General features: G+C 37.9%; 23 protein-coding genes. 4 read left to right on the top strand and 19 right to left on the bottom strand.

The window, feature by feature from the left end:
* Nucleotides 1-511: 511 nt before the first annotated feature.
* The 9 genes from AC0VYJ_RS01560 to AC0VYJ_RS01520 form a co-directional block, all read right to left on the bottom strand.
* On the bottom strand, nt 512-1345 hold the full coding sequence (locus AC0VYJ_RS01560) for a DUF6843 domain-containing protein (RefSeq protein WP_475366334.1): 834 nt from the start codon (nt 1343-1345) through the stop codon (nt 512-514).
* 410 nt (nt 1346-1755) lie between these two features.
* On the bottom strand, nt 1756-2331 hold the full coding sequence (locus AC0VYJ_RS01555; protein WP_303536498.1) for a histidine phosphatase family protein: 576 nt from the start codon (nt 2329-2331) through the stop codon (nt 1756-1758).
* A gap of 57 nt (nt 2332-2388) precedes the next feature.
* Nucleotides 2389-2841, bottom strand: coding sequence for a YoqH family protein (locus AC0VYJ_RS01550; RefSeq protein WP_475366333.1), 453 nt, complete (start codon nt 2839-2841; stop codon nt 2389-2391).
* A gap of 120 nt (nt 2842-2961) precedes the next feature.
* Nucleotides 2962-3111: a hypothetical protein gene (locus AC0VYJ_RS01545; protein ID WP_169525660.1), complete on the bottom strand. Its 150-nt coding sequence runs from the start codon at nt 3109-3111 to the stop codon at nt 2962-2964.
* A 193-nt stretch (nt 3112-3304) separates the two neighbouring features.
* The gene (locus tag AC0VYJ_RS01540; protein ID WP_475366332.1) at nt 3305-3640 is read right to left on the bottom strand and encodes a hypothetical protein; all 336 of its coding nucleotides are present in this window, start codon (nt 3638-3640) and stop codon (nt 3305-3307) included.
* A gap of 118 nt (nt 3641-3758) precedes the next feature.
* Complete coding sequence (locus AC0VYJ_RS01535; protein WP_475366331.1) at nt 3759-4832, bottom strand: hypothetical protein; 1074 nt, start codon at nt 4830-4832, stop codon at nt 3759-3761.
* On the bottom strand, nt 4822-5391 hold the full coding sequence (locus AC0VYJ_RS01530) for a sigma-70 family RNA polymerase sigma factor (RefSeq protein ID WP_206891426.1): 570 nt from the start codon (nt 5389-5391) through the stop codon (nt 4822-4824). The genes AC0VYJ_RS01535 and AC0VYJ_RS01530 overlap by 11 nt, the downstream gene beginning before the upstream one ends.
* Before the next feature lie 284 nt (nt 5392-5675).
* Nucleotides 5676-6242: a hypothetical protein gene (locus AC0VYJ_RS01525; RefSeq protein WP_283153682.1), complete on the bottom strand. Its 567-nt coding sequence runs from the start codon at nt 6240-6242 to the stop codon at nt 5676-5678.
* 457 nt (nt 6243-6699) lie between these two features.
* Nucleotides 6700-6864: a hypothetical protein gene (locus AC0VYJ_RS01520; RefSeq protein ID WP_475366330.1), complete on the bottom strand. Its 165-nt coding sequence runs from the start codon at nt 6862-6864 to the stop codon at nt 6700-6702.
* A gap of 323 nt (nt 6865-7187) precedes the next feature.
* Between AC0VYJ_RS01520 and AC0VYJ_RS01515 the strand changes: the two genes are divergently transcribed.
* A complete protein-coding gene (locus tag AC0VYJ_RS01515) occupies nt 7188-8360 on the top strand; it encodes a site-specific integrase (protein ID WP_475366329.1) in 1173 nt (390 codons plus the stop codon).
* A 208-nt stretch (nt 8361-8568) separates the two neighbouring features.
* On the opposite strand, the gene groL is transcribed toward AC0VYJ_RS01515, so the two are convergent.
* Nucleotides 8569-10212, bottom strand: a complete 1644-nt coding sequence (gene groL, locus AC0VYJ_RS01510) for a chaperonin GroEL (protein ID WP_194222478.1) — start codon at nt 10210-10212, stop codon at nt 8569-8571.
* A 43-nt stretch (nt 10213-10255) separates the two neighbouring features.
* The gene (groES, locus tag AC0VYJ_RS01505) at nt 10256-10543 is read right to left on the bottom strand and encodes a co-chaperone GroES (protein WP_048313430.1); all 288 of its coding nucleotides are present in this window, start codon (nt 10541-10543) and stop codon (nt 10256-10258) included.
* Nucleotides 10544-10881: 338 nt separating this feature from the next.
* Between groES and AC0VYJ_RS01500 the strand changes: the two genes are divergently transcribed.
* On the top strand, nt 10882-11592 hold the full coding sequence (locus AC0VYJ_RS01500; protein ID WP_475366328.1) for a lysostaphin resistance A-like protein: 711 nt from the start codon (nt 10882-10884) through the stop codon (nt 11590-11592).
* On the top strand, nt 11589-11813 hold the full coding sequence (locus tag AC0VYJ_RS01495) for a YdiK family protein (protein WP_430243538.1): 225 nt from the start codon (nt 11589-11591) through the stop codon (nt 11811-11813). Before AC0VYJ_RS01500 ends, AC0VYJ_RS01495 begins: the two co-directional genes overlap by 4 nt.
* A 29-nt stretch (nt 11814-11842) precedes the next feature.
* Here the strand turns inward: AC0VYJ_RS01495 and tatC are convergent, their stop codons facing one another.
* From tatC to moaC, 4 genes are read right to left on the bottom strand one after another with little or no spacing between them, the layout of a single operon-like run.
* The gene (gene tatC / locus AC0VYJ_RS01490; protein ID WP_194222481.1) at nt 11843-12610 is read right to left on the bottom strand and encodes a twin-arginine translocase subunit TatC; all 768 of its coding nucleotides are present in this window, start codon (nt 12608-12610) and stop codon (nt 11843-11845) included.
* A gap of 20 nt (nt 12611-12630) precedes the next feature.
* Nucleotides 12631-12810, bottom strand: coding sequence for a twin-arginine translocase TatA/TatE family subunit (locus AC0VYJ_RS01485; RefSeq protein WP_475366327.1), 180 nt, complete (start codon nt 12808-12810; stop codon nt 12631-12633).
* Nucleotides 12811-12834: 24 nt separating this feature from the next.
* On the bottom strand, nt 12835-13467 hold the full coding sequence (locus tag AC0VYJ_RS01480; protein ID WP_194222549.1) for a redox-sensing transcriptional repressor Rex: 633 nt from the start codon (nt 13465-13467) through the stop codon (nt 12835-12837).
* 45 nt (nt 13468-13512) lie between these two features.
* A complete protein-coding gene (gene moaC, locus AC0VYJ_RS01475) occupies nt 13513-13995 on the bottom strand; it encodes a cyclic pyranopterin monophosphate synthase MoaC (protein WP_475366326.1) in 483 nt (160 codons plus the stop codon).
* 263 nt (nt 13996-14258) lie between these two features.
* On the opposite strand from moaC, the gene AC0VYJ_RS01470 reads away from it, so the two are divergent.
* On the top strand, nt 14259-16181 hold the full coding sequence (locus AC0VYJ_RS01470; RefSeq protein ID WP_430243534.1) for an ABC-F family ATP-binding cassette domain-containing protein: 1923 nt from the start codon (nt 14259-14261) through the stop codon (nt 16179-16181).
* Between the two features lie 330 nt (nt 16182-16511).
* Here AC0VYJ_RS01470 and tsaD read toward each other — a convergent pair whose 3' ends face one another.
* The 4 genes from tsaD to tsaE are packed head-to-tail and all read right to left on the bottom strand — an operon-like array spanning nt 16512 to nt 19133.
* Nucleotides 16512-17528, bottom strand: a complete 1017-nt coding sequence (tsaD, locus tag AC0VYJ_RS01465; RefSeq protein ID WP_475366325.1) for a tRNA (adenosine(37)-N6)-threonylcarbamoyltransferase complex transferase subunit TsaD — start codon at nt 17526-17528, stop codon at nt 16512-16514.
* Nucleotides 17518-17976 carry a ribosomal protein S18-alanine N-acetyltransferase gene (gene rimI / locus AC0VYJ_RS01460; RefSeq protein WP_194222486.1) on the bottom strand — a complete coding sequence of 153 codons (459 nt, stop codon included), beginning with the start codon at nt 17974-17976 and terminating at the stop codon, nt 17518-17520. The genes tsaD and rimI overlap by 11 nt, the downstream gene beginning before the upstream one ends.
* A 10-nt stretch (nt 17977-17986) precedes the next feature.
* Nucleotides 17987-18682: a tRNA (adenosine(37)-N6)-threonylcarbamoyltransferase complex dimerization subunit type 1 TsaB gene (gene tsaB, locus AC0VYJ_RS01455; protein WP_475366324.1), complete on the bottom strand. Its 696-nt coding sequence runs from the start codon at nt 18680-18682 to the stop codon at nt 17987-17989.
* Nucleotides 18663-19133: a tRNA (adenosine(37)-N6)-threonylcarbamoyltransferase complex ATPase subunit type 1 TsaE gene (gene tsaE / locus AC0VYJ_RS01450; protein WP_430243528.1), complete on the bottom strand. Its 471-nt coding sequence runs from the start codon at nt 19131-19133 to the stop codon at nt 18663-18665. Before tsaE ends, tsaB begins: the two co-directional genes overlap by 20 nt.
* Nucleotides 19134-19136 lie beyond the last annotated feature (3 nt).

The raw sequence follows: 19136 nt of genomic DNA, 5'->3' as shown, positions 1-19136 counted from the left end.
TAAATTAAGATATTAATCCTTCATTCAGTATTATTAAGTTATCTCAAACCCAAACCTGGATAGAGCGCCTACCATTTATTCAGCAAGCGCTCCGAGATTGTTGAAGATCACTCAAGAGTTCTTTAGTCGTTATTATTAAGGTAACAGGATGACCACAAAAATTGATATAGAGATAGCATTTCTAAACCTTTTTATGGATTCGTAATATATATGGTTTCTTTTCGTTAATTAAATTCGGTGGAATCCTTACGTATCTTTGGTTACATCTTCAAGAATCTTTTGTCCCTCTAGTACTGTTATTCTAAATATGCGTAAATCTTATGGAGAGTTTTTACTCTGCAGCAGTTATATTAGTTATGTGTTATAAAGACCGGAAAAACGCTGGCGATGCGTCTATACTTGCTAAAAAGTCTTTCATATCTGCTATTGTATGGGGATTATAGTATTCATACCTTACGCACAAGACTCAAGAGAGAGAACTGGGAGTGATTAGGGCTTCGAAACGAAAAAGCTAATACTTGTAGAAATCGGAAAATAAATGTTCGATGACTTCATATTCTTGATCACTATAGAGCGGGTTACCCGTAATACTAAATTGGTCTCCACAGTTTGTGTTTGTTACGTGATGAACTTCATAGCTTTGACCTTCTTTTCCATCAAAATGAATACTACCTGAGCGACTCCGATAAATACAAGAATCATCAATCCTTGTTCTTTTGCCATCACTAGTAACGTAATAAAACTCATCATTTATCATACCTTTAGGCTCATCAGAAGATGTCTTTGCTACACCGTATTCTATACGATCTTCTACACTTGTATATTCTAATTCTTCTTTAGAGACTTGAATTACTTTTTTACCCTTTTCTTTTACCAGACGAGGTTCCTCTTCTTGGTTATATTTGACGACAATAACGCCTTCATACCCCTTAGGAATGAGATACTGCATATCAGTCTTTTGTTCTAAATCGAGTTGATAAAAACCCCATACCCCTGCAAACAACACTAGGACGAACAAGGTGTTGCTAATAAAAGATTTCGTTTGAAACTTTCTAAGTTTGCGATTCTGCCATTCTTCCGCTGTAAAGAAAAAGACCGCAGCTCCAACAGCAACAACTGATAAATCCTCAATTACAAAATATGTAGCAACCGCTAAAGAAAGATGAATAAATGCAGCGACGATAAAGCGATAGGATGATAATTTGTTCGAAACCCAATCAGATAAAAGAGATACGGGAATTCCAAATATTAAAGTACCAAAGGCTGTATAAGCCATAATGACCACTATAAACATGAAATCATCAATCCCAAATGGTTCACTTGAACCAATAAACCCACTTAGCATCCACAATAACCCCATAAATAACGTAGTAAATACAGCGGACAGAAGTTTATTTTTAATTGGTTTCTCCTCCCTTGTTAACCATTTAATAAAATGCTAATGTGAATTAATTCACATTAGCATTTTATCACAAATAGGGTTATTTCTAATACTCTTGTAGAAAAAGGTCTGATCCGATTAAAAGACTGAAATGCTTCGTAGCAAAGGAATGATTAAGAGAATCTGTCACAAAAAGTTACAGGAACGATCAGTTTTGGAAAGTTTAAAAAGTTTTCTCATTTTGATATTCACTATTGTATATGAAAACAGGGTGCAAGGTTGCGGTCCATTAGCGGTTGTTGATACTGGAGCTAAAAAGGGAAACCCGTCCAAAACTGGTTTCCCCACTTATTCAAAAATCGCTCCGAGTTTGTTTAATACTGAATCCTTATCCAACCAGCATCCTTGGGAAAGTCATCTCTAGTAAGTAATCGTTTTGAGATTAACTGGCGATAGGATGTGATCGTTCCATCGTGTGACACGACATAAATATTCCCTTTCTCTTCTTGCTTGCACCCTCTCAAGAATTCTTCTCCAATAATCCGAAACTCTTTCTCTGGTAAAGCATTTATACCATCTTTCCAAAGCTCTTCAGAAACCTGGTGATCTAAATTAAATTCAGGAAATACCTTTTCAATGTTTTCCCGTTTCATCATTATGTCACAAGGAAGCGTTCGCCATTCTTGTTTTTGTGGAAACATTCTTGGAGAAACCAGGGGACTAACAATTGCTTTAACTTTCGCACTTCCTATCCATATTTGAGCAGTTTCTAGCGTTCTTTGAGTAGGACTTATAATGAGCGTGTCTTCACTTTTCAGATGAAAAGTATCTCTTAATAAATATGCTTGCTCTTTTCCTTCTTTTGTTAGAGAAGGATTTTTCATATGTAAACTATTAGGTGTATCTAGTGTATGCTGTCCTTGACCATGTCGTACAAATATTAGTTCCATAATTCCCTCCCTAAACTTATTATTTACTCTTTAATCGCTCCGAGATTATGTAGTAAGCTATTTACAGCTTAGAATATCATTATTCAGAACCACTGGTCCCAACTTTCCAGTTGTAGAATTGGAAGCTCTCACTTGAACTTTAGCATTGTTTAATTTTGCGGTGATCAAGTCAAACCTTCCCGACCAGGTAGGACTATCTTCTTCTGGAGTAGGATAAAGTCTGAACCTCCAGCTTATTTCACCAGGTATAAAAGCAAATCCCTCATAAATATCATATTCGCCGTATGTAGAGGGTTCAGGTAGATGAACACTTAAGATACTGATATTAGTTCTGGCAAAGCTTGGTGGAATCAATTGAACTTTATATATTAGTGCACTTCCTCTTGCATTAGTAAGACCTTCATCGATTGGGTTTAACACCATACTGCAAGGCATTGAGATAGCATTTGATTCTTTAGGAAAAAGAAATACAGAAGCCAGAAGGGATGTAATCAATAGAGTTTTTTTCATATGTATACCTCTCTTTTTTTGATTAGCTTTCCCTAATGACTACTCAATATAAGAATTAGCTGCTTGATATTCTTCAGCAAACGCTCCGAGATAATGGAAGAAATACTTTCTACATCTACATTAATCACGCTGTCTTTTACCTATGTTATAACCAGTAATAATCCCTATTATTGTAAGAAATAAAATATCCTCTTCAAAGTCATTGAAAAATACCCCATATAATGCCCAAACTATTATAAAAGTAAATATTGAAATAAATAATCCTTTCATCTTCATTCCACCTTTTATACCTTCAATTCAATATCTAAAACTCTATTCCAATTGTTTCAAAGGAGCGTAAATAACTCAAGCATTTATTTGACAAAAAAAGCCTATCCTATTACAGATAAGCTCCGAGATTGCGGAAGAAAGAAAACCTTTAATGATGTGGGATTATAAAATTTTTGAGAACTCATTGGTCCATTTATTCAATTTGTTCAATTTCTTTTGTTTGAAAATCAATAGTATAGATCTTTTTTACTTTTACTTCGCCACTACTATGATCGTAAACTCTAATATAATATTTTGTTCCTTCTTCTTTAATAAAGTCTACGGTGTATTTCTGCTTTTCTTCGTCACTTAGTTTATTAAAAATCATAACTTCTGCATTATCCTTAGATAATGTGCCATTCTTTTCGGCTATTTCATCACTAACTGTTACTCCGCTCTCGACTTTTTTCTCAGAAACATTTCCAGCGCAGCTTACCAATCCAAATAGTAAAGTAGCCATTACAATGCCAAACGATGAGCTTCTCTTCATAGGAACACTCCTATCTTACAGCTTCTTTCCCTAAATCCAATATTAAGAAAACGCTCCGAGATTGTGGAAGATTGGTAATGAATATTAAGCTACATCTAACTTGCATATATCCCATGATTTAATTTATTTTTTTACCGTCTTTGCTTTTAACAACAATCTGATATTCATCTCCATTTACAACTTTCTTTATCTCTTTTGAGTTAATAAATGTGTTCATCTCATCTTCAATCTCATTTGCTAGCATTGAAGCATTAGGATTAGACTTATCAATTGAAGTGTCAACTGATAATGTATAAGGTTCTGAGTAGAATGTAAAACCAACTAATTCAACTTTAAGCTCTTTTTTACCAATTAATCCTTCTGTAAGAGTATCGATAACAGGACTCCATCTCACTTGTGCTTCTTCTCTTATAGGATCAAATGTATACACTTTTATTTTAAATTCACCTGGTTCTTTTTCTTCTGCAACTTTCCTTACAATATCCTTCATCTCTTCAACTCTTGTTTCTGAGACAGGTATTTCAAGTGGTATAAACCTCTCTTTGTCATTAATTCGAACATCAGCTAGTTGAACCTGATAGTTTTGCTCTTTTAGTTCACTCATGATCTTTTCGCTAAGAGCAAGACTTCTCTTCTCATAATCATCGTACTTCTTTTGCATTTCTTTTGTAATGCCATCATCGTATGGCTCTTTTTCTACTTGAGGATTGGTCACTTCAACAGTGTATGCTCCAAGACCATGCGCATCTAAAATGCTATTACTTTTTTCAATAATATCTTTTTGGTTTTTTTGATAATATTCGTTAGTACCTTCTATTCCTACGTAAATGGTTTTTTCCCTAAAATTAATATTTGTTCCCTGACTAACTTTAAAGTTGTCTTCTTTTAGTTCATGGATCAGGAGGTCGCCGATGGAATCGACACCGATGGAATCTTCCTTCTCCATCAATTCATTTAGAAACGGTATTTTAGAAACAACAGAAGCCATTGATGGTGAAACGAATGATAAACTGACAACTAAACCAAATAACAAGACTGCAGCACAGGATATATAGATAAGTTTATAATTGATATAGGGTGGATTATCACGTTCCCTAATCCTTTCTTTCACTCTTTCTCTAATTCTGTTTTCTCTTTCTAAAGAAAATTGCTCGTCTAATTCAATTTTCCCTTTTTGAACTTCACGTTTCATAGTTGCCTCCTTCCAAACCACTAATTTTTTCTTTTAAAAGAAGTCTCCCCCGAGATAATCTCGTTTTAACTGTATTCCTATTCAGCTTTAAAGCCAGCGCTATTTCTTCTGTATTGAAATCTTGAAAATAAAAAAGGATAATAACTTCTCGATATTTTGGCTGAAGAGACAGAACGATGTCCATCACACTTTGTCTATTCTCTTTCTCAAGAAACTCATCTTCTGAACTTTTCCTTTTAACAAGCACCTCCATAAGATGAGAGGGGGAATGAAATAAATTATATTTTCGTTTTCTCAAAAAATCTTTTGAAGTATTTACTGTGATACGAGAAATCCAAGTTTTTATTGATGATTCTTTTCTAAATTTATGTAGGTTTTTGTAACACTTATAAAAAACTTCTTGGGCTATATCCTCGGCTAAAGAATGATCTTTCACATATGAAAAAGCTAAAATAAACACTTGCTTTGAGTGCTCTTTGATCAAAAGATCAATCTCCGTTTCACTAGCTATTTCATCGCCAAATCCTTCCCTATCAAATAATGAATCTCTATTTTTCACTTTTCAACCTCCTTTCAACCTTCATCCTGCACCTTATAGACTATACATTTATCAAAGCAGTTTCATTTTCTTAAATATTTTTAATAAAGTAATATGACTTTAATTCAAGGACTAATTTACAAACCTCACACAAAAAAAGCTCGGAGTTCAATAACTCTGAGCTTAGCTGAAAATTGCTTGAGCTTATTTAATTTAGTTGCCTACTTAAAGGGTAAATTTTTTACGCAATTGCTCCGAGATTGTGGAATATCAAATTTACATTATTAGTTGTTTTAGTTTCAATATTACTGGATACTTTCCATCAATAATTCCAGGTCATATTTTAGTGAACTTCTAACCTCTTCCGTCGTTTCTCCCATTATCTCTCCCTTAACCTCTGATATTGGATAATTCTCCTTTTTAAAGAGATAATGCTTTAATTCCAAGAAAGTACGCAATGGGAAATCAGCAGTAACCCATTGTTCCCTGTATCCAATAATCCCGTGTCTCTTGATTAAAGAATCAAATTCAATTAACACTACCTTTAAAAAATCATCATAGGAATACTCCGTTTGTATTACTTTGTTACCGATATCTTTGTTTTCCAAGTCCTCATAATAGGTTGCCTCTATGAATAGGATGTTGCTCTCTTTTAATTCAAGAGTCCAAAGAATCCCTTCTGGTTCACCTTCCCATTCAAAAGACACTCTTTCACCTTTGGCGCTTCGTAATGGATTTAAACAAAATAATGATTCTACTAAATCACCTAAACAGTCAGTAAGATAACTAGCTGAGAACTCCAGTTTTTGTGAATTTAATTCCACAACACAAGTTGCCCAGCCAGTTTCATTAAGGTAGTATTTGAATTCCATTTTCTATCTCATCCTATTCCTTTTCATAATCCAAATCTACATTATCTCTTCGTATTCCTACTCAATACTTAAATTAGACAATTACTTAATCTATTTGGTTAATACACTATCGCTCCGAGATAGCAGAAGATTGGTTATCTTCTATTATTCTGCATAAAAGATTATCGATTTAAATGAATTCTTATTTATTATTGACTCTGCTTTTGTTATTCCTAGTTACTTTTATTATTCCTCTTATATTACGTATTACTTTAAACAGCCCCACTACAGTAGCGATAATAAATAAACCAGTTGTAAATGAATTCAAAAATATATCCACTTGACTAATAACAAAACAATAAAGAAGTATCCATACTACTAAGTCTATTACTTTGTTAGTAAGCTCTGACTTGAAAATATCACAACATCCTTTCAATAAATGTGCAGTAATCGCTCCGATTACATTGAATACTGAACACTACTCTTTATCTTTCAGGTTTTTCAGTTCGCTTTCAAGGTTTTGAACCTTTTCCTTTAATTCCTGATTCGGTTGTATTAACCTTCTTCCTATAATGATTAAAGTACCTATAACTGCAACAACTCCGCCAATAACAGCCACTACTCCTAATAAAATAAGATCCAAGAAACCATCCCTCCTAAATATAGCTAATTCCCTATACGAAAAAGTATGGTTTTAGTTCCAATAACCTCTATTATCTCGAATTCAAGTCTTCAAGAAACCTGCCCGATTCTTGAATACCAATTATTTCAAATTCGACTATAAAACTCAACAACTTATTCCATAATACAAGAAAAATAAAAATAGATTTTGTGCCGAACGATAAATCAAAAATAACCCTTTTGTATATATTTGAGGATTGTTATTAACGTTAGTCAACCCATTTATTGAAATTGTACCATTATGAACCTACTATTTAATTTACGATGTACATGGGAGGAATGCCAATGGCTTACTTAAGAAAAAGAGGGAATAAGTGGTCTTATCAAGTAGAATGGTTTGACCCTGTATCAGGGAAAAGAAAGACAAAAACAAAGAGTGGTTTCACTAGAAAAACAGATGCAAGAATTGAAGCAGAAGAAATTGAAAAGGAATTAAGAGATGGAACTTATTTCGAGGAGAATAGCATTAGCTTTAGTGAATTTGCAGATGAATGGCTTACGTTCTATGCTAAAAATTCTAAAGTCAGTTCCCATAGAGCTCGGACAAAGGAAATGAATCATTTCAAAAGATGTTTTTCCAAAATGAAGCTATCTGACATAACTAGAAAACAATATCAAGCACTACTAAACGATCTTCACGAGAAGGGCTATGCCCACAATACTCTCGATGGCATTCACACGACTGGACGTATGCTATTTAAAAAGGCATTAGAATATAACCTAGTTAAGTCAAACCCAAGTGAATTCGCAAAAACCCCTAAGAAAATTGAAACGGTAGAAGAAATTGAACAAAATGAAGAGGTTCTTAAATTCTTAGAAAAAAATGAGCTAATAACTTTTCTAAAGACTGCAAAGAACAGAGGCTTAGATAGGGACTATGTTATGTTTTTAACTTTGGCTTATAGTGGTATTCGTGTCGGAGAGTTACTGGCCCTAAAATGGAACGACGTTAATTTTGATAATGGCTCAATCCGAATAACTAAAACTTATTACAACCCAAGTAATAATACAAAAAACTATCAACTACTCACCCCAAAAACCAAGAGATCAATACGCACTCTTAAAATGGATAACCAGGTGATCAGTGAATTGAAGAAATACTGTATCCAACAACGGGAAATTAAATTAGCACTAGGGGATCAATATCATGATCTGGGATTTGTTTTTGCAAAAGAACTAAATAACCCTGGTTATCCTGATTTCATCAAAACGGTAGAGAATCGTATGAGGCGTCTATTAAAGCTTAGTGGCATTCATAAGCATGTAACGCCGCATTCCTTCAGACATACCCATACTTCTCTATTAATCGAAGCTGGGGTCGGTACAAAAGAAATCCAACAAAGATTAGGTCATGGAGATATAAACACAACGATGAACATCTATGCTCATATTACAAAAAATATGGAGCAAAAAGCCTCAGAGAAATTTAGTGAACTAATGAAAGGAGCATTTGACTAATTATTTATCAATTTATTTTTGTATTAAAACAATCCAATTTTATACAAACAACCAAATACAAGACGAGAAAAAACCTCTCAAAAGTTCAATAGAACTAATGAGAGGTTTTCAAGGTCTAGACCTTATTTCAAAGAAATCCAGTCAAAACCCAGTCAATATTCAATTAAAGGCGTTCAAACCCCTATACATCAAGAGATTCGAGGACAGCTTACATCATGCCGCCCATACCGCCCATTCCACCCATGCCGCCCATATCAGGCATGCCACCGCCGCCTGCATTTTCTTCAGGCTTATCTGCGATTACTGCTTCTGTAGTAAGAATCATAGCAGATACGGATGCTGCATTTTGTAGAGCAGAACGAGTTACTTTTGTAGGGTCAACGATACCAGCGTCAACCATGTTTACCCACTCACCAGTAAGAGCGTTAAAGCCAATACCGATTTTCTCGCCTTTAAGGCGCTCAACCACAACAGATCCTTCAAGACCAGCGTTGTGAGAGATCTGACGGATTGGCTCTTCTAGTGCACGAAGAACAATCTTAACGCCAGTTGCTTCATCTCCAGAAGCTTCTACAGCTTGAACAGCCTTAACGACGTTCACTAGCGCTGTACCACCACCGGATACGATTCCTTCTTCAACCGCTGCGCGAGTTGAGTTAAGAGCATCTTCAATGCGAAGTTTACGCTCTTTCAATTCAGTTTCAGTTGCCGCACCAACTTTGATGACAGCTACGCCGCCAGCAAGCTTAGCAAGACGTTCCTGAAGCTTTTCTTTATCGAACTCAGAAGTTGTTTCTTCTAGCTGAGCTTTGATTTGGTTTACGCGACCAGCAATTTTATCAGTTTCGCCAGAGCCTTCAACGATTGTTGTATTTTCTTTCGTTACAACAACTTTAGAAGCGCGACCAAGCTGAGTCATGTTCGCTTGTTTAAGATCAAGACCAAGATCTTCTGTAATCACTTCAGCGCCAGTAAGTGTACCGATATCTTCAAGCATTGCTTTACGACGGTCACCGAAGCCAGGAGCTTTAACTGCTACTGCGTTAAATGTTCCACGAAGCTTGTTCACAACGAGTGTTGCAAGTGCTTCACCTTCAACGTCTTCAGCAATCATAAGAAGTGGTTTACCTTGTTGAACCACTTGCTCAAGCACTGGAAGAACATCTTGGATGCTTGCAATTTTCTTATCAGTGATAAGGATATAAGGATCTTCTAGAACAGCTTCCATTTTGTCGGAGTCTGTAACCATGTAAGGAGATGCATATCCACGATCGAACTGCATACCTTCTACTACTTCTAGCTCAGTAGCAAATCCTTTTGATTCTTCAACAGTGATAACGCCGTCGTTACCAACGCGCTCCATTGCTTCAGCGATCAATTGACCTACTTCTTCGTCAGCAGCAGAGATTGACGCAACTTGTGCGATTGACTCTTTGCCTTCGATTGGCTTAGAAATGTTTTTAAGTTCTTCAACAGCAGCTCTAGTTGCTTTCTCAATTCCTTTACGGATAACCATTGGGTTCGCACCAGATGCTACGTTTTTAAGACCTTCACGTACCATAGCTTGCGCAAGAACGGTTGCAGTTGTTGTACCGTCACCGGCAACGTCATTTGTTTTGCTAGCTACTTCAGCGACAAGCTTTGCACCCATGTTTTCGAATGCATCTTCAAGCTCGATTTCTTTCGCGATCGTTACACCATCATTTGTGATAAGTGGAGATCCGAATTTCTTCTCGAGGACAACGTTACGTCCTTTTGGTCCGAGTGTAACTTTAACTGCGTTCGCAAGAGAATCAACACCGCGAAGCATTGCGCGACGGGCTTCTTCACTGAACTTAATATCTTTTGCCATTTGTTACCCTCCTAAATGTATGTAGTACTTTTTATTTTTGTTTTTACTTGCCTACGACTGCAAGAATATCGTTCTCACGAAGAATCAAATACTCTTTACCGTCATACTTTACTTCAGTACCAGCATACTTACTGTAAATAACAGCGTCGCCTTCTGATACTTCAAGAGCTACACGCTCTCCACCATCAGTTAGTGCACCGCTACCTACAGACACGACGCGACCTTCCTGTGGCTTTTCTTTCGCAGAATCTGGAAGTACGATCCCACTAGACGTTTTTTCTTCTAATTGAATTGGTTCGATGACTACTCGATCACCTAAAGGCTTTAACAACTCAAACACCCTCCTCAGATGGAAATTATGGTTTGATTCGTTTTTTAGCACTCACCATCATCGAGTGCTAACACATGTATATAATAAATAATTCACTATTCTTTTGCAAGTACTTAAGTTGATTTTTTTTTCAGTTTTTTCTTTTCTCCTTTACTCGTCACTATGTGACATAAACTGATAAGACTTATGGCCTGTTTTTCGATTATATTCGATATGGCTATATAAACCAGTTATACGAAGTCTTATGAACGGCATTCCCTTAAGAAAGTGTGTTAAACTAATACGAGTATGCAAAATGCCATTTACGGCATGCAAACCATTAAAAGGAGTTATGCTTCTTGGCCAAACATTATTGGACTATATTGATTACTTATATTGTAATGCAGCTCTCAGGATTAGTAGGCGTTCCCCTACTTCAGGAATTAAACATCCCTGATCCAGTCGTCACTTGGTCTGTCTTTAGTTTTCTGACAGCACTGATTATCATGCTATTTCTTCTCCGTTCCACTCCGGACGTCCCTTTTGAACGCTCAACGCGCGTCTCTCTTGGTCAGGCGGTTGGATGGAGCATTCTAGGCGTATTCATGGCTTATGCTTCCCAAATTATTGCTGCAATGATCGAAATGAACGTATTTGGGATTGATCCTGGTTCTGAAAACACAGAAATGCTGATAGAAGTCGCAAAAGCGGCACCTGTTTTTATTATTGTGACATCAATTATCGGACCAATTCTTGAGGAAATTGTTTTCCGAAAAGTTATTTTCGGTTCGTTATACAAACGATTTAATTTTTGGATTGCCGGCATACTCAGCTCTGTTATTTTTGCAGCGATTCATTTTGACTTTTCTCATATTCTTATTTATACAGCAATGGGACTCACCTTCGCCTTTCTTTATGTAAAAACGAAGCGTCTGATTGTACCAATCATTGCTCATATGACGATGAATACTTTTGTTGTATTAATTAACGTCTATTTTGCTGATGATATTATGGAGATGGAAAAGCAGCTGAACGAGATGCAATCGTTTATTGGAGGACTCTTTTCATGAAACTTTCACCAATTGTAATGGGTTTTTTCTACTTGGGACTTGGCTCCCTCTTCACCTACCTGGCGATTCAAAGCGCTAGTAGTAACGGGGAAATATGGAGTTTTTATACCATTCTGCTGATGGTTCTCGCTACGGTAGATTTTGTTTATGCTATTCGTTTCTTCGTCTTGAAAAGAAGGATAACGGAACTAAAGAAAAAAGATGATAACGAAAAGCGATAGGGGCTTCCCCTATCGCTTTTTATTTGCATTTAATTATTGCTCTCTTCCTGAGCTTCCTCAAGGATCCGTTTTGCTTCAGCCTGCAATCTTTTACGGTAGCCATATCGTGACACAATGATACTAAATTCATACAGAAGTAACAGCGGTACTGTAACCATAAGATGTGAAATGATTTCAGGTGGTGTAATCATCCCCGCTATAACAAGAAGGACAAAATAGGCATACTTTCGAATCTGTACAAGCATAGCTGGATTTAACATACCAAGCCTTGTAAAGAAAAGAACGATGACTGGCAACTGAAAAACAAACCCAAATGGGAGCGTTAATTGAAACAAAAAGCTGAAATATTGATTCGCTCCATACATTTCTTGAATGTTAAGACTTTGAGCAAGATTCCCTACAAAATCGATGACAAAAGGAAATAAAACAAAGTAGGAAAAGGATACACCACCAAGAAACAAAATAAACACTGCGGGAATATACGATAGTGTCACTTTCCGTTCGTGTTCAAATAATCCTGGTGAAATAAATGCCCACAGCTGATAAAGCGCCAGTGGAGATGTCATAATAAAAGCAATTAAAAAAGCGAAGCTGAAATACACTTTCAATGGGTCAGTCAGATGAAACGCGTTCATCGGTATACCCTGCGCTTCAGGAGCATGTTGCAAGAACACAATGACTGGCTTAGCCAGAAACAGCCCCGCAATAAAGGAAAGAATTAAGAAAACGACTGTAATAATAATCCGTTTTCTTAATTCTTCTAAATGATCATAGATGGATTGCTTCTGATCCTCCATTCACTATCCGTCCTAACCGATTACTTGTCGTTATTTTTCTTTTCGTTTGGTTCATCATCATCCGCTAAACCTTTTGTTGCATTTTTAAATTCACGAAGCGTATTTCCTGCAGCTTTACCAAGCTCAGGTAATTTCTTAGGTCCAAAAATAATTAAAGCAACCACAGCAACTAAAGCGATACTTGCGCCACCCATTCCCATGCGTGTCACCTCCTTAACATGTCGTTATACTGGATAATGTTTCATGAAATAAACTAGTGCTTGTAACTCAACTGCAAGATCAATATGATGCACTCGAATGTGATCCGGCACCGTTAATCGTGCCGGCGTAAAGTTTAATATTCCTTTTATTCCTGTTTGATCCATCTGATCGGCAATCGATTGAGCAACATGAACTGGTACGGTTAAGATAACGACGGAAACGTCATTTTCTCTCAGCCGCTTTTGAAACTCGTCGATATGATAGACTGGAACGCCACCAATCTCCTGTCCTACTTTTTCAGAGTCTGCGTCAAAAGCAAGTTCGATCTTTGTATTATTATTTTTAATGAAATTGTAGTGCAGGAAAGCCGTTCCAAGATTACCTACACCAATAAGCGCGACTTTTGTCGTTTCATCCTGATCAAGCGTCTTACTAAAAAAGGATAACAAATAATGAACATTGTACCCATAGCCTTTTTTACCAAGAGCACCAAAATAACTGAAATCTCTTCGAATTGTAGCAGAATCGACCTTGATGGCATCGCTAAGCTCTGCTGACGAAACGCGTTGTTTACCTGATGCACTTAAATTTTTTAAATATCGATAATAGAGCGGCAGTCTTTTTGCTGTCGCCTGCGGAATTTTTGTCTGATCAATATCCATACACTACCTCCATATTGATCTCCGCGCTCCATCGTCACGTTATTCGCGCGCATAATCCCCGCTTTTACCTCCTGTTTTAGTAACAAGATAGGTTTCCCCGATAACGATGCCTTTATCCACCGCTTTACACATATCATATACCGTCAATGCTGCTGCCGAGGCTGCCGTCAGCGCTTCCATTTCAACGCCAGTACTTCCGCTCGTCTTCACATGAGCCTCAATAATTAGCTCATAGGCTTGCGATTTCTCCTGCCAGTTAAAATGAAGGTCAACGCCAGAAAGCGCTATCGGATGACACATGGGGATGAGATCAGATGTTTTTTTTGCTGCCATAATTCCGGCAATTTGAGCGACTTCAAGCACATCGCCTTTCTTCATCGTTCCTGATTGAATACCAGAATAGATGTCTTCACTCACCTTTACGCTCGTTCGTGCTGTTGCAGTCCGAACGGAGGGAGTTTTATCAGAAATGTCGACCATTCTTGCGCGGCCTTCTTCATTAAAGTGAGTAAATGAACTCATATTTGCCCCTTTCCTCATCCGAAGATGATAGAAGGATAATGCTGCTACTTGTGACTATACACCATTTCTTTCGATTTTGCTGTTTTTTTGATGACTTTTTTTGTTAACTCATGCACATTCCTTTAGTTGCTCAGCTCGTCCTCTCTGCGGTAAACTTAAAGGAAACTCGGATAATGCCGAACTATCGGTGATACACCAGGAAATAACCTTTCCTTACTAACCGTTTTTCACGGATTTAAGGAAGGAAATAGAGGTGAAAGAACATGATCGTATTGCAAGTTAATGGACTCACCAAATCATTTGGTGCTGATACCATTTTATCGAATATTAAATTAGAAGTACAATCACGAGACCGTGTAGCACTTGTCGGACGTAATGGCGCAGGCAAGTCCACCCTTCTCAAGATGATAACAGGTCAGCTTTCCTATGATTCAGGAGACATTATTAAGCCGAAAGGTGTTTCCATCGGCTATATGGCGCAGGATACAGGTTTAGAATCAGATTTATCAATCTGGGAAGAAATGCTTGGCGTCTTCAATCGTTTGCGAAAAATGGAATCTGAACTCAGGAGTTACGAGCAGAAGATGGGCAATCCTGATGTTTACGAGAATGAAACTGAATATGAACGAATTTTAAAAGAATACGATGAACTTCAAGTCGCCTTTAAAGATCAGGGCGGATACAAATACGAAGCAGACATTCGTACGGTTTTACATGGACTCAACTTCAAAGACTTTGATTACAGCACAAAAATCTCAACGTTAAGTGGCGGTCAGAAAACACGCCTTGCCCTTGGTAAGCTTTTACTAACAAAACCAGAATTACTTATTCTAGATGAGCCCACTAACCACCTGGACATCGAAACACTTACTTGGCTTGAAGGCTATCTTCAAAACTATTCTGGTGCCTTATTAATCGTCTCTCACGACCGTTATTTTCTCGATAAAATTGTAAATAAAGTTTATGAAGTATCACGTCATCGTGCGGAAAGATTTGAAGGTAACTACAGTTATTACCTTGATGAAAAAGAACAACGGTATGAACAGCAATTGAAAGAGTTTGAGAAGCAACAAAAAGAAATTGCCAAACTTGAGGAGTTTGTTCAGAAGAATATCGTTCGCGCCTCAACTACAAAACGAGCCCAAAGTCGGCGCAAGCAACTTGATCGAATGGAGCGACTAGATAAACCAAAAGGCGACGAGAAATCTGCTAATATTACGTTCGGGATCGATAAGCAAACTGGTAACGACGTCTTAACGCTAAGAGAACTAGCGATTGGCTATCCAAATAACACCATAAACGACAACCTAACATTTGATTTGAAGCGCCAGGAGAGCGTTGCGCTTGTAGGGCCAAACGGAATTGGGAAATCAACTCTACTTAAAGCAATCGTATCAGGTGAAACTCTCCTCAATGGTGATATTCACTATGGCAGCAATGTTCAAATTGGCTTCTATGACCAGGAACAAACCAATCTTCACTCGAATAAAACCGTCTTAAAGGAACTATGGGATGACTTCCCACTAACAGACGAGAAAGACATTAGAGCAGTTTTAGGACGCTTTCTTTTCACTGGTGACGACGTTTTGAAGAATGTCTCTGATTTAAGTGGGGGCGAAAAAGGGCGCCTAGCACTTTCCAAGTTGATGATGCAAAAATCAAATCTACTAATACTGGATGAGCCAACAAACCATCTAGACCTAGATAGTAAGGAAATTCTTGAAGAAGCACTTATTCAATTTCCCGGTACAATCCTATTTGTCTCGCACGACAGATATTTTATTAACAGAATCGCGACGCGCGTCATTGAACTTTCAACTGATGGCGTAACACCTTATCTAGGTGATTACGATTACTATGTTGAGAAAAAACAAGAGCTTGCTGAATTAGCAGCTCTTGAGCAACCAAAGAACAATGTCACACAAGATGCTCCATCTGCCAAATCAACATTTCAGCAGGATAAGGAAACGAAGCGCCAGGAACGACAAATGCAAAGACGAATTGAAGAAATTGAAAAAGAGGTCGACAATGCTGAAGTTCGCATCGCAGAAATAGAAGAAGAGCTTTGCATTCCAGAAGTTTTTGAAGATCATGAAAAAGTAATGAAATTAAATGAAGAAATGGATCATCTTCGTCACCAAACGGAAACTCTCATGGAAGAATGGGAGCAACTACAAGAAGCATAAGAAAAAACAGTCCACTGTGGACTGTTTTTTTATTAGGTAAGAATTTTCCGACATATTCACACTATCCACAAACTTATGCACAATTAATCACCTGTTATGACTAATTCCCTAAAAACTATCAACATTATCCACAGGTCAATAACCGATTATCCACAAAATGACCACTTTCCAAGAAACGGCGAGGGAATCCCTTTCCTCTCCTTATATCCACATTATCCACCATCGTGTGGGTAACTGTTCTCATTAAAACACCTCACCTTAAACATGAAAAGAACGTCTGTTTAGCTTTCTGATAAATGGGTGGTTTTTCTTCAAATAAAAAAACCGGGATTAGATTCCCAGTTCTAATCCCGGATTTGCGTTAAGTTGTAAGCTAGATCTCTTCCCTTTACGATAAGCTATCGTTCCAGCTGCTGCAATCATAGCTGCATTATCAGTACAATAATAAAGTGGCGGAATCACAAGCTCTGTCTCACTGCCATTGAATGCTTCTGTTAGAGAACTTCTGAGTCCTCTATTGGCAGCTACACCACCAGCAAGTACAACCTGTTTCACACCATACTCTTTTGCTGCTCGTAAAGTTTTAGTAACAAGAACTTCTACGACCGAAGCTTGAAAACTTGCCGCTAGATCCTCAGGCTTTAACTCTTCGTTTCTTTGCTTCGCATTATGAACAGTATTAATAACCGCGGATTTCAAGCCACTAAAACTAAAATCATAAGAACCTTTTTCAAGCCAGGCACGAGGAAGAGGGACGGATTCCTCGCCTTCCGCGGCTAGTCGATCAATATGCGGTCCGCCTGGATAAGGTAGCTGAAGCGTTCTTGCTACTTTATCATAGGCCTCACCCGCTGCATCATCACGCGTTTCTCCTATTACCTCAAACTCACCTTCAGATGGCATATAAACAAGCTCTGTATGGCCTCCTGAGACGACGAGAGCAAGCAGTGGATATGTTAGCTCTGCTACAAGCTGATTCGCGTATATGTGCCCAGCAATATGATGAGTACCGATCAGCGGTTTTTGATGAGCGAAAGCAAGTGCTTTTGCTGTATTCACACCTATTAAGAGTGCCCCCACTAATCCTGGGCCTTCCGTTACAGCAATCCCATCAATATCGTCCATTGTAACGTTTGCCTCGTCCAATGCTTCTCCTAAAATCAGCGTCATCTGCTCTACATGATGTCTTGAAGCAATTTCTGGTACGACCCCACCAAACCGTTTATGACTTTCAATTTGAGAAGCCACGACATTAGCCAAAACTTCTTTCCCATTTCTTACAATCGCTACTGCCGTTTCATCACAGCTCGTTTCAATACCAAGTATTAATTCATTTTTATTTTCCATTAAAATTCACCCACATAACTAGCGCATCCTCATGATTATCAGTGTAATAATTTTTGCGGATGCCGCCTTCTTCAAATCCAAATTTCCGATACAAGTTTTGCGCAACTTTATTAGATACGCGAACTTCCAAAGTCATGGTCAACGCTCCACGTAATTTCGCAAAATGAATGGCTTTCTTAAGTAGTGCTTCTCCTAGCTTCATTCCTCTATAGTCCGGATGAAGCGCTATGTTTGTAATATGTGCTTCATCGATGATGACCCACACACCACAATATCCCGCTATTTCTTCCCCAACCTCGAGCAATAGATAAGTAGCAAAATGGTTAATTACAATTTCATTATAGAAAGCGGATTTGCTCCAAGGCGTAGGGAACGTTGCATGCTCAATTCGCATGACAGCTTCTATATCTTCAATCGTCATCGATCGAAACGATACCGTCTCATTCATCGTTAATCCCCTACTTTTTCTGTGAAGCCAGCCATTTCGCTTCAGCTTCAGCCATTCTTACATAGTTTGGTGTAAACTGATGGACATCTTCTACCGGTTCTTTACAAGACCCTAATCTTGCAAGATCAGAAGGACGAGCATTCAAGCTGCTACTCGGTGCAAAAGTTGCTTTCTCTCCTAAAATCGCTTCGATTTGTTCCTTGTGTAGATTTAAATCGCCACTAATAAATAAGAAGCGCTCATAGCGATCTTTATTCTCTTTCAACCAGTCTTCAAATAGGACGATATGATCGTGGGTTTCTCTCTCGACTTCTATTCCATTTGCTCGATATACGCTCATATAGACCTGTCCTCGTCTAGCATCAAAAAAGGGAATGATAGCTCCAGCAAAATAACGGCCGTTCTGGCCCAGAACTTCTAAACTCGAAACCCCCACAAGTGGAATGTTTAATGTCCAAGCAAGCGTCTTAGCTATACTAATACCAATACGAAGACCTGTATAAGAACCTGGTCCCTCCGCTACTACAATACGATCAAGGTCAATAGGCTTTAATTGAACTTCTTCTAGCAATTGCTCAATAGCAGGCATCAACCGAACCGAGTGGTTTTTCTTTATATTTGTTATGATTTCTCCAACAATCGTGCCCTCCACCATAACGGAGACACCCATACAATAATTCGAAGAATCAATGGCTAGTACTCTCATGTTGCAACTCCTTACATAACGACTCATAAAAAGGACCAAAGGGTCTCAATATTAGCCGACGTTCTGATTCTCTTTGATGATAAATTTCAACTCTGAGTAGTTCCTTTGGAAGCATGTCCTGAATGAATTTTGCCCATTCCACTACAGTGACACCTTCCCCTTCAAAGTATTCGCTAAAACCAAGGTCTTCATCACTCTCTTCTAGACGATATGCGTCCATATGAAACAGAGGAATCGTACCTTCATATTCTTTTATTATCGTAAAAGTAGGGCTGTTTACCACTTTCGTAACCCCTAGTCCTTTTCCGATTCCTTTTGTAAATGTTGTCTTGCCAGCACCTAGATCTCCTTCAAGTGTTAATACACTGCCTGGCTTAAGCTTTTCAGCAAGCTTTCTACCAAACTCCATCGTTTCATCTGGAGACTTCATGATGAAAGCATATCCACTCATGGT

It is taken from the genome of Anaerobacillus sp. 63XJN7_5_ISO-PGPR-S23-430, assembly GCF_056173695.1.
This window is presented reverse-complemented; position numbering and strand designations above follow the sequence as displayed.

Excerpts from the sequence above, each read along its gene's own strand:
- AC0VYJ_RS01555 (WP_303536498.1), bottom strand. The coding sequence starts at position 2,331 with ATGGAACTAATATTTGTACGACATGGTCAAGGACAGCATACACTAGAT.
- AC0VYJ_RS01525 (WP_283153682.1), bottom strand. The coding sequence starts at position 6,242 with ATGGAATTCAAATACTACCTTAATGAAACTGGCTGGGCAACTTGTGTT.
- moaC (WP_475366326.1), bottom strand. The coding sequence starts at position 13,995 with ATGAGTTCATTTACTCACTTTAATGAAGAAGGCCGCGCAAGAATGGTC.
- AC0VYJ_RS01495 (WP_430243538.1), top strand. The coding sequence starts at position 11,589 with ATGAAACTTTCACCAATTGTAATGGGTTTTTTCTACTTGGGACTTGGC.
- AC0VYJ_RS01560 (WP_475366334.1), bottom strand. The coding sequence starts at position 1,345 with ATGCTAAGTGGGTTTATTGGTTCAAGTGAACCATTTGGGATTGATGAT.
- tsaB (WP_475366324.1), bottom strand. The coding sequence starts at position 18,682 with ATGAGAGTACTAGCCATTGATTCTTCGAATTATTGTATGGGTGTCTCC.
- AC0VYJ_RS01550 (WP_475366333.1), bottom strand. The coding sequence starts at position 2,841 with ATGAAAAAAACTCTATTGATTACATCCCTTCTGGCTTCTGTATTTCTT.
- AC0VYJ_RS01470 (WP_430243534.1), top strand. The coding sequence starts at position 14,259 with ATGATCGTATTGCAAGTTAATGGACTCACCAAATCATTTGGTGCTGAT.
- groL (WP_194222478.1), bottom strand. The coding sequence starts at position 10,212 with ATGGCAAAAGATATTAAGTTCAGTGAAGAAGCCCGTCGCGCAATGCTT.
- tsaD (WP_475366325.1), bottom strand. The coding sequence starts at position 17,528 with ATGGAAAATAAAAATGAATTAATACTTGGTATTGAAACGAGCTGTGAT.
- AC0VYJ_RS01545 (WP_169525660.1), bottom strand. The coding sequence starts at position 3,111 with ATGAAAGGATTATTTATTTCAATATTTACTTTTATAATAGTTTGGGCA.
- AC0VYJ_RS01515 (WP_475366329.1), top strand. The coding sequence starts at position 7,188 with ATGGCTTACTTAAGAAAAAGAGGGAATAAGTGGTCTTATCAAGTAGAA.
- rimI (WP_194222486.1), bottom strand. The coding sequence starts at position 17,976 with ATGAATGAGACGGTATCGTTTCGATCGATGACGATTGAAGATATAGAA.
- tatC (WP_194222481.1), bottom strand. The coding sequence starts at position 12,610 with ATGGAGGATCAGAAGCAATCCATCTATGATCATTTAGAAGAATTAAGA.
- AC0VYJ_RS01540 (WP_475366332.1), bottom strand. The coding sequence starts at position 3,640 with ATGAAGAGAAGCTCATCGTTTGGCATTGTAATGGCTACTTTACTATTT.
- AC0VYJ_RS01535 (WP_475366331.1), bottom strand. The coding sequence starts at position 4,832 with ATGAAACGTGAAGTTCAAAAAGGGAAAATTGAATTAGACGAGCAATTT.
- AC0VYJ_RS01485 (WP_475366327.1), bottom strand. The coding sequence starts at position 12,810 with ATGGGAATGGGTGGCGCAAGTATCGCTTTAGTTGCTGTGGTTGCTTTA.
- tsaE (WP_430243528.1), bottom strand. The coding sequence starts at position 19,133 with ATGAGTGGATATGCTTTCATCATGAAGTCTCCAGATGAAACGATGGAG.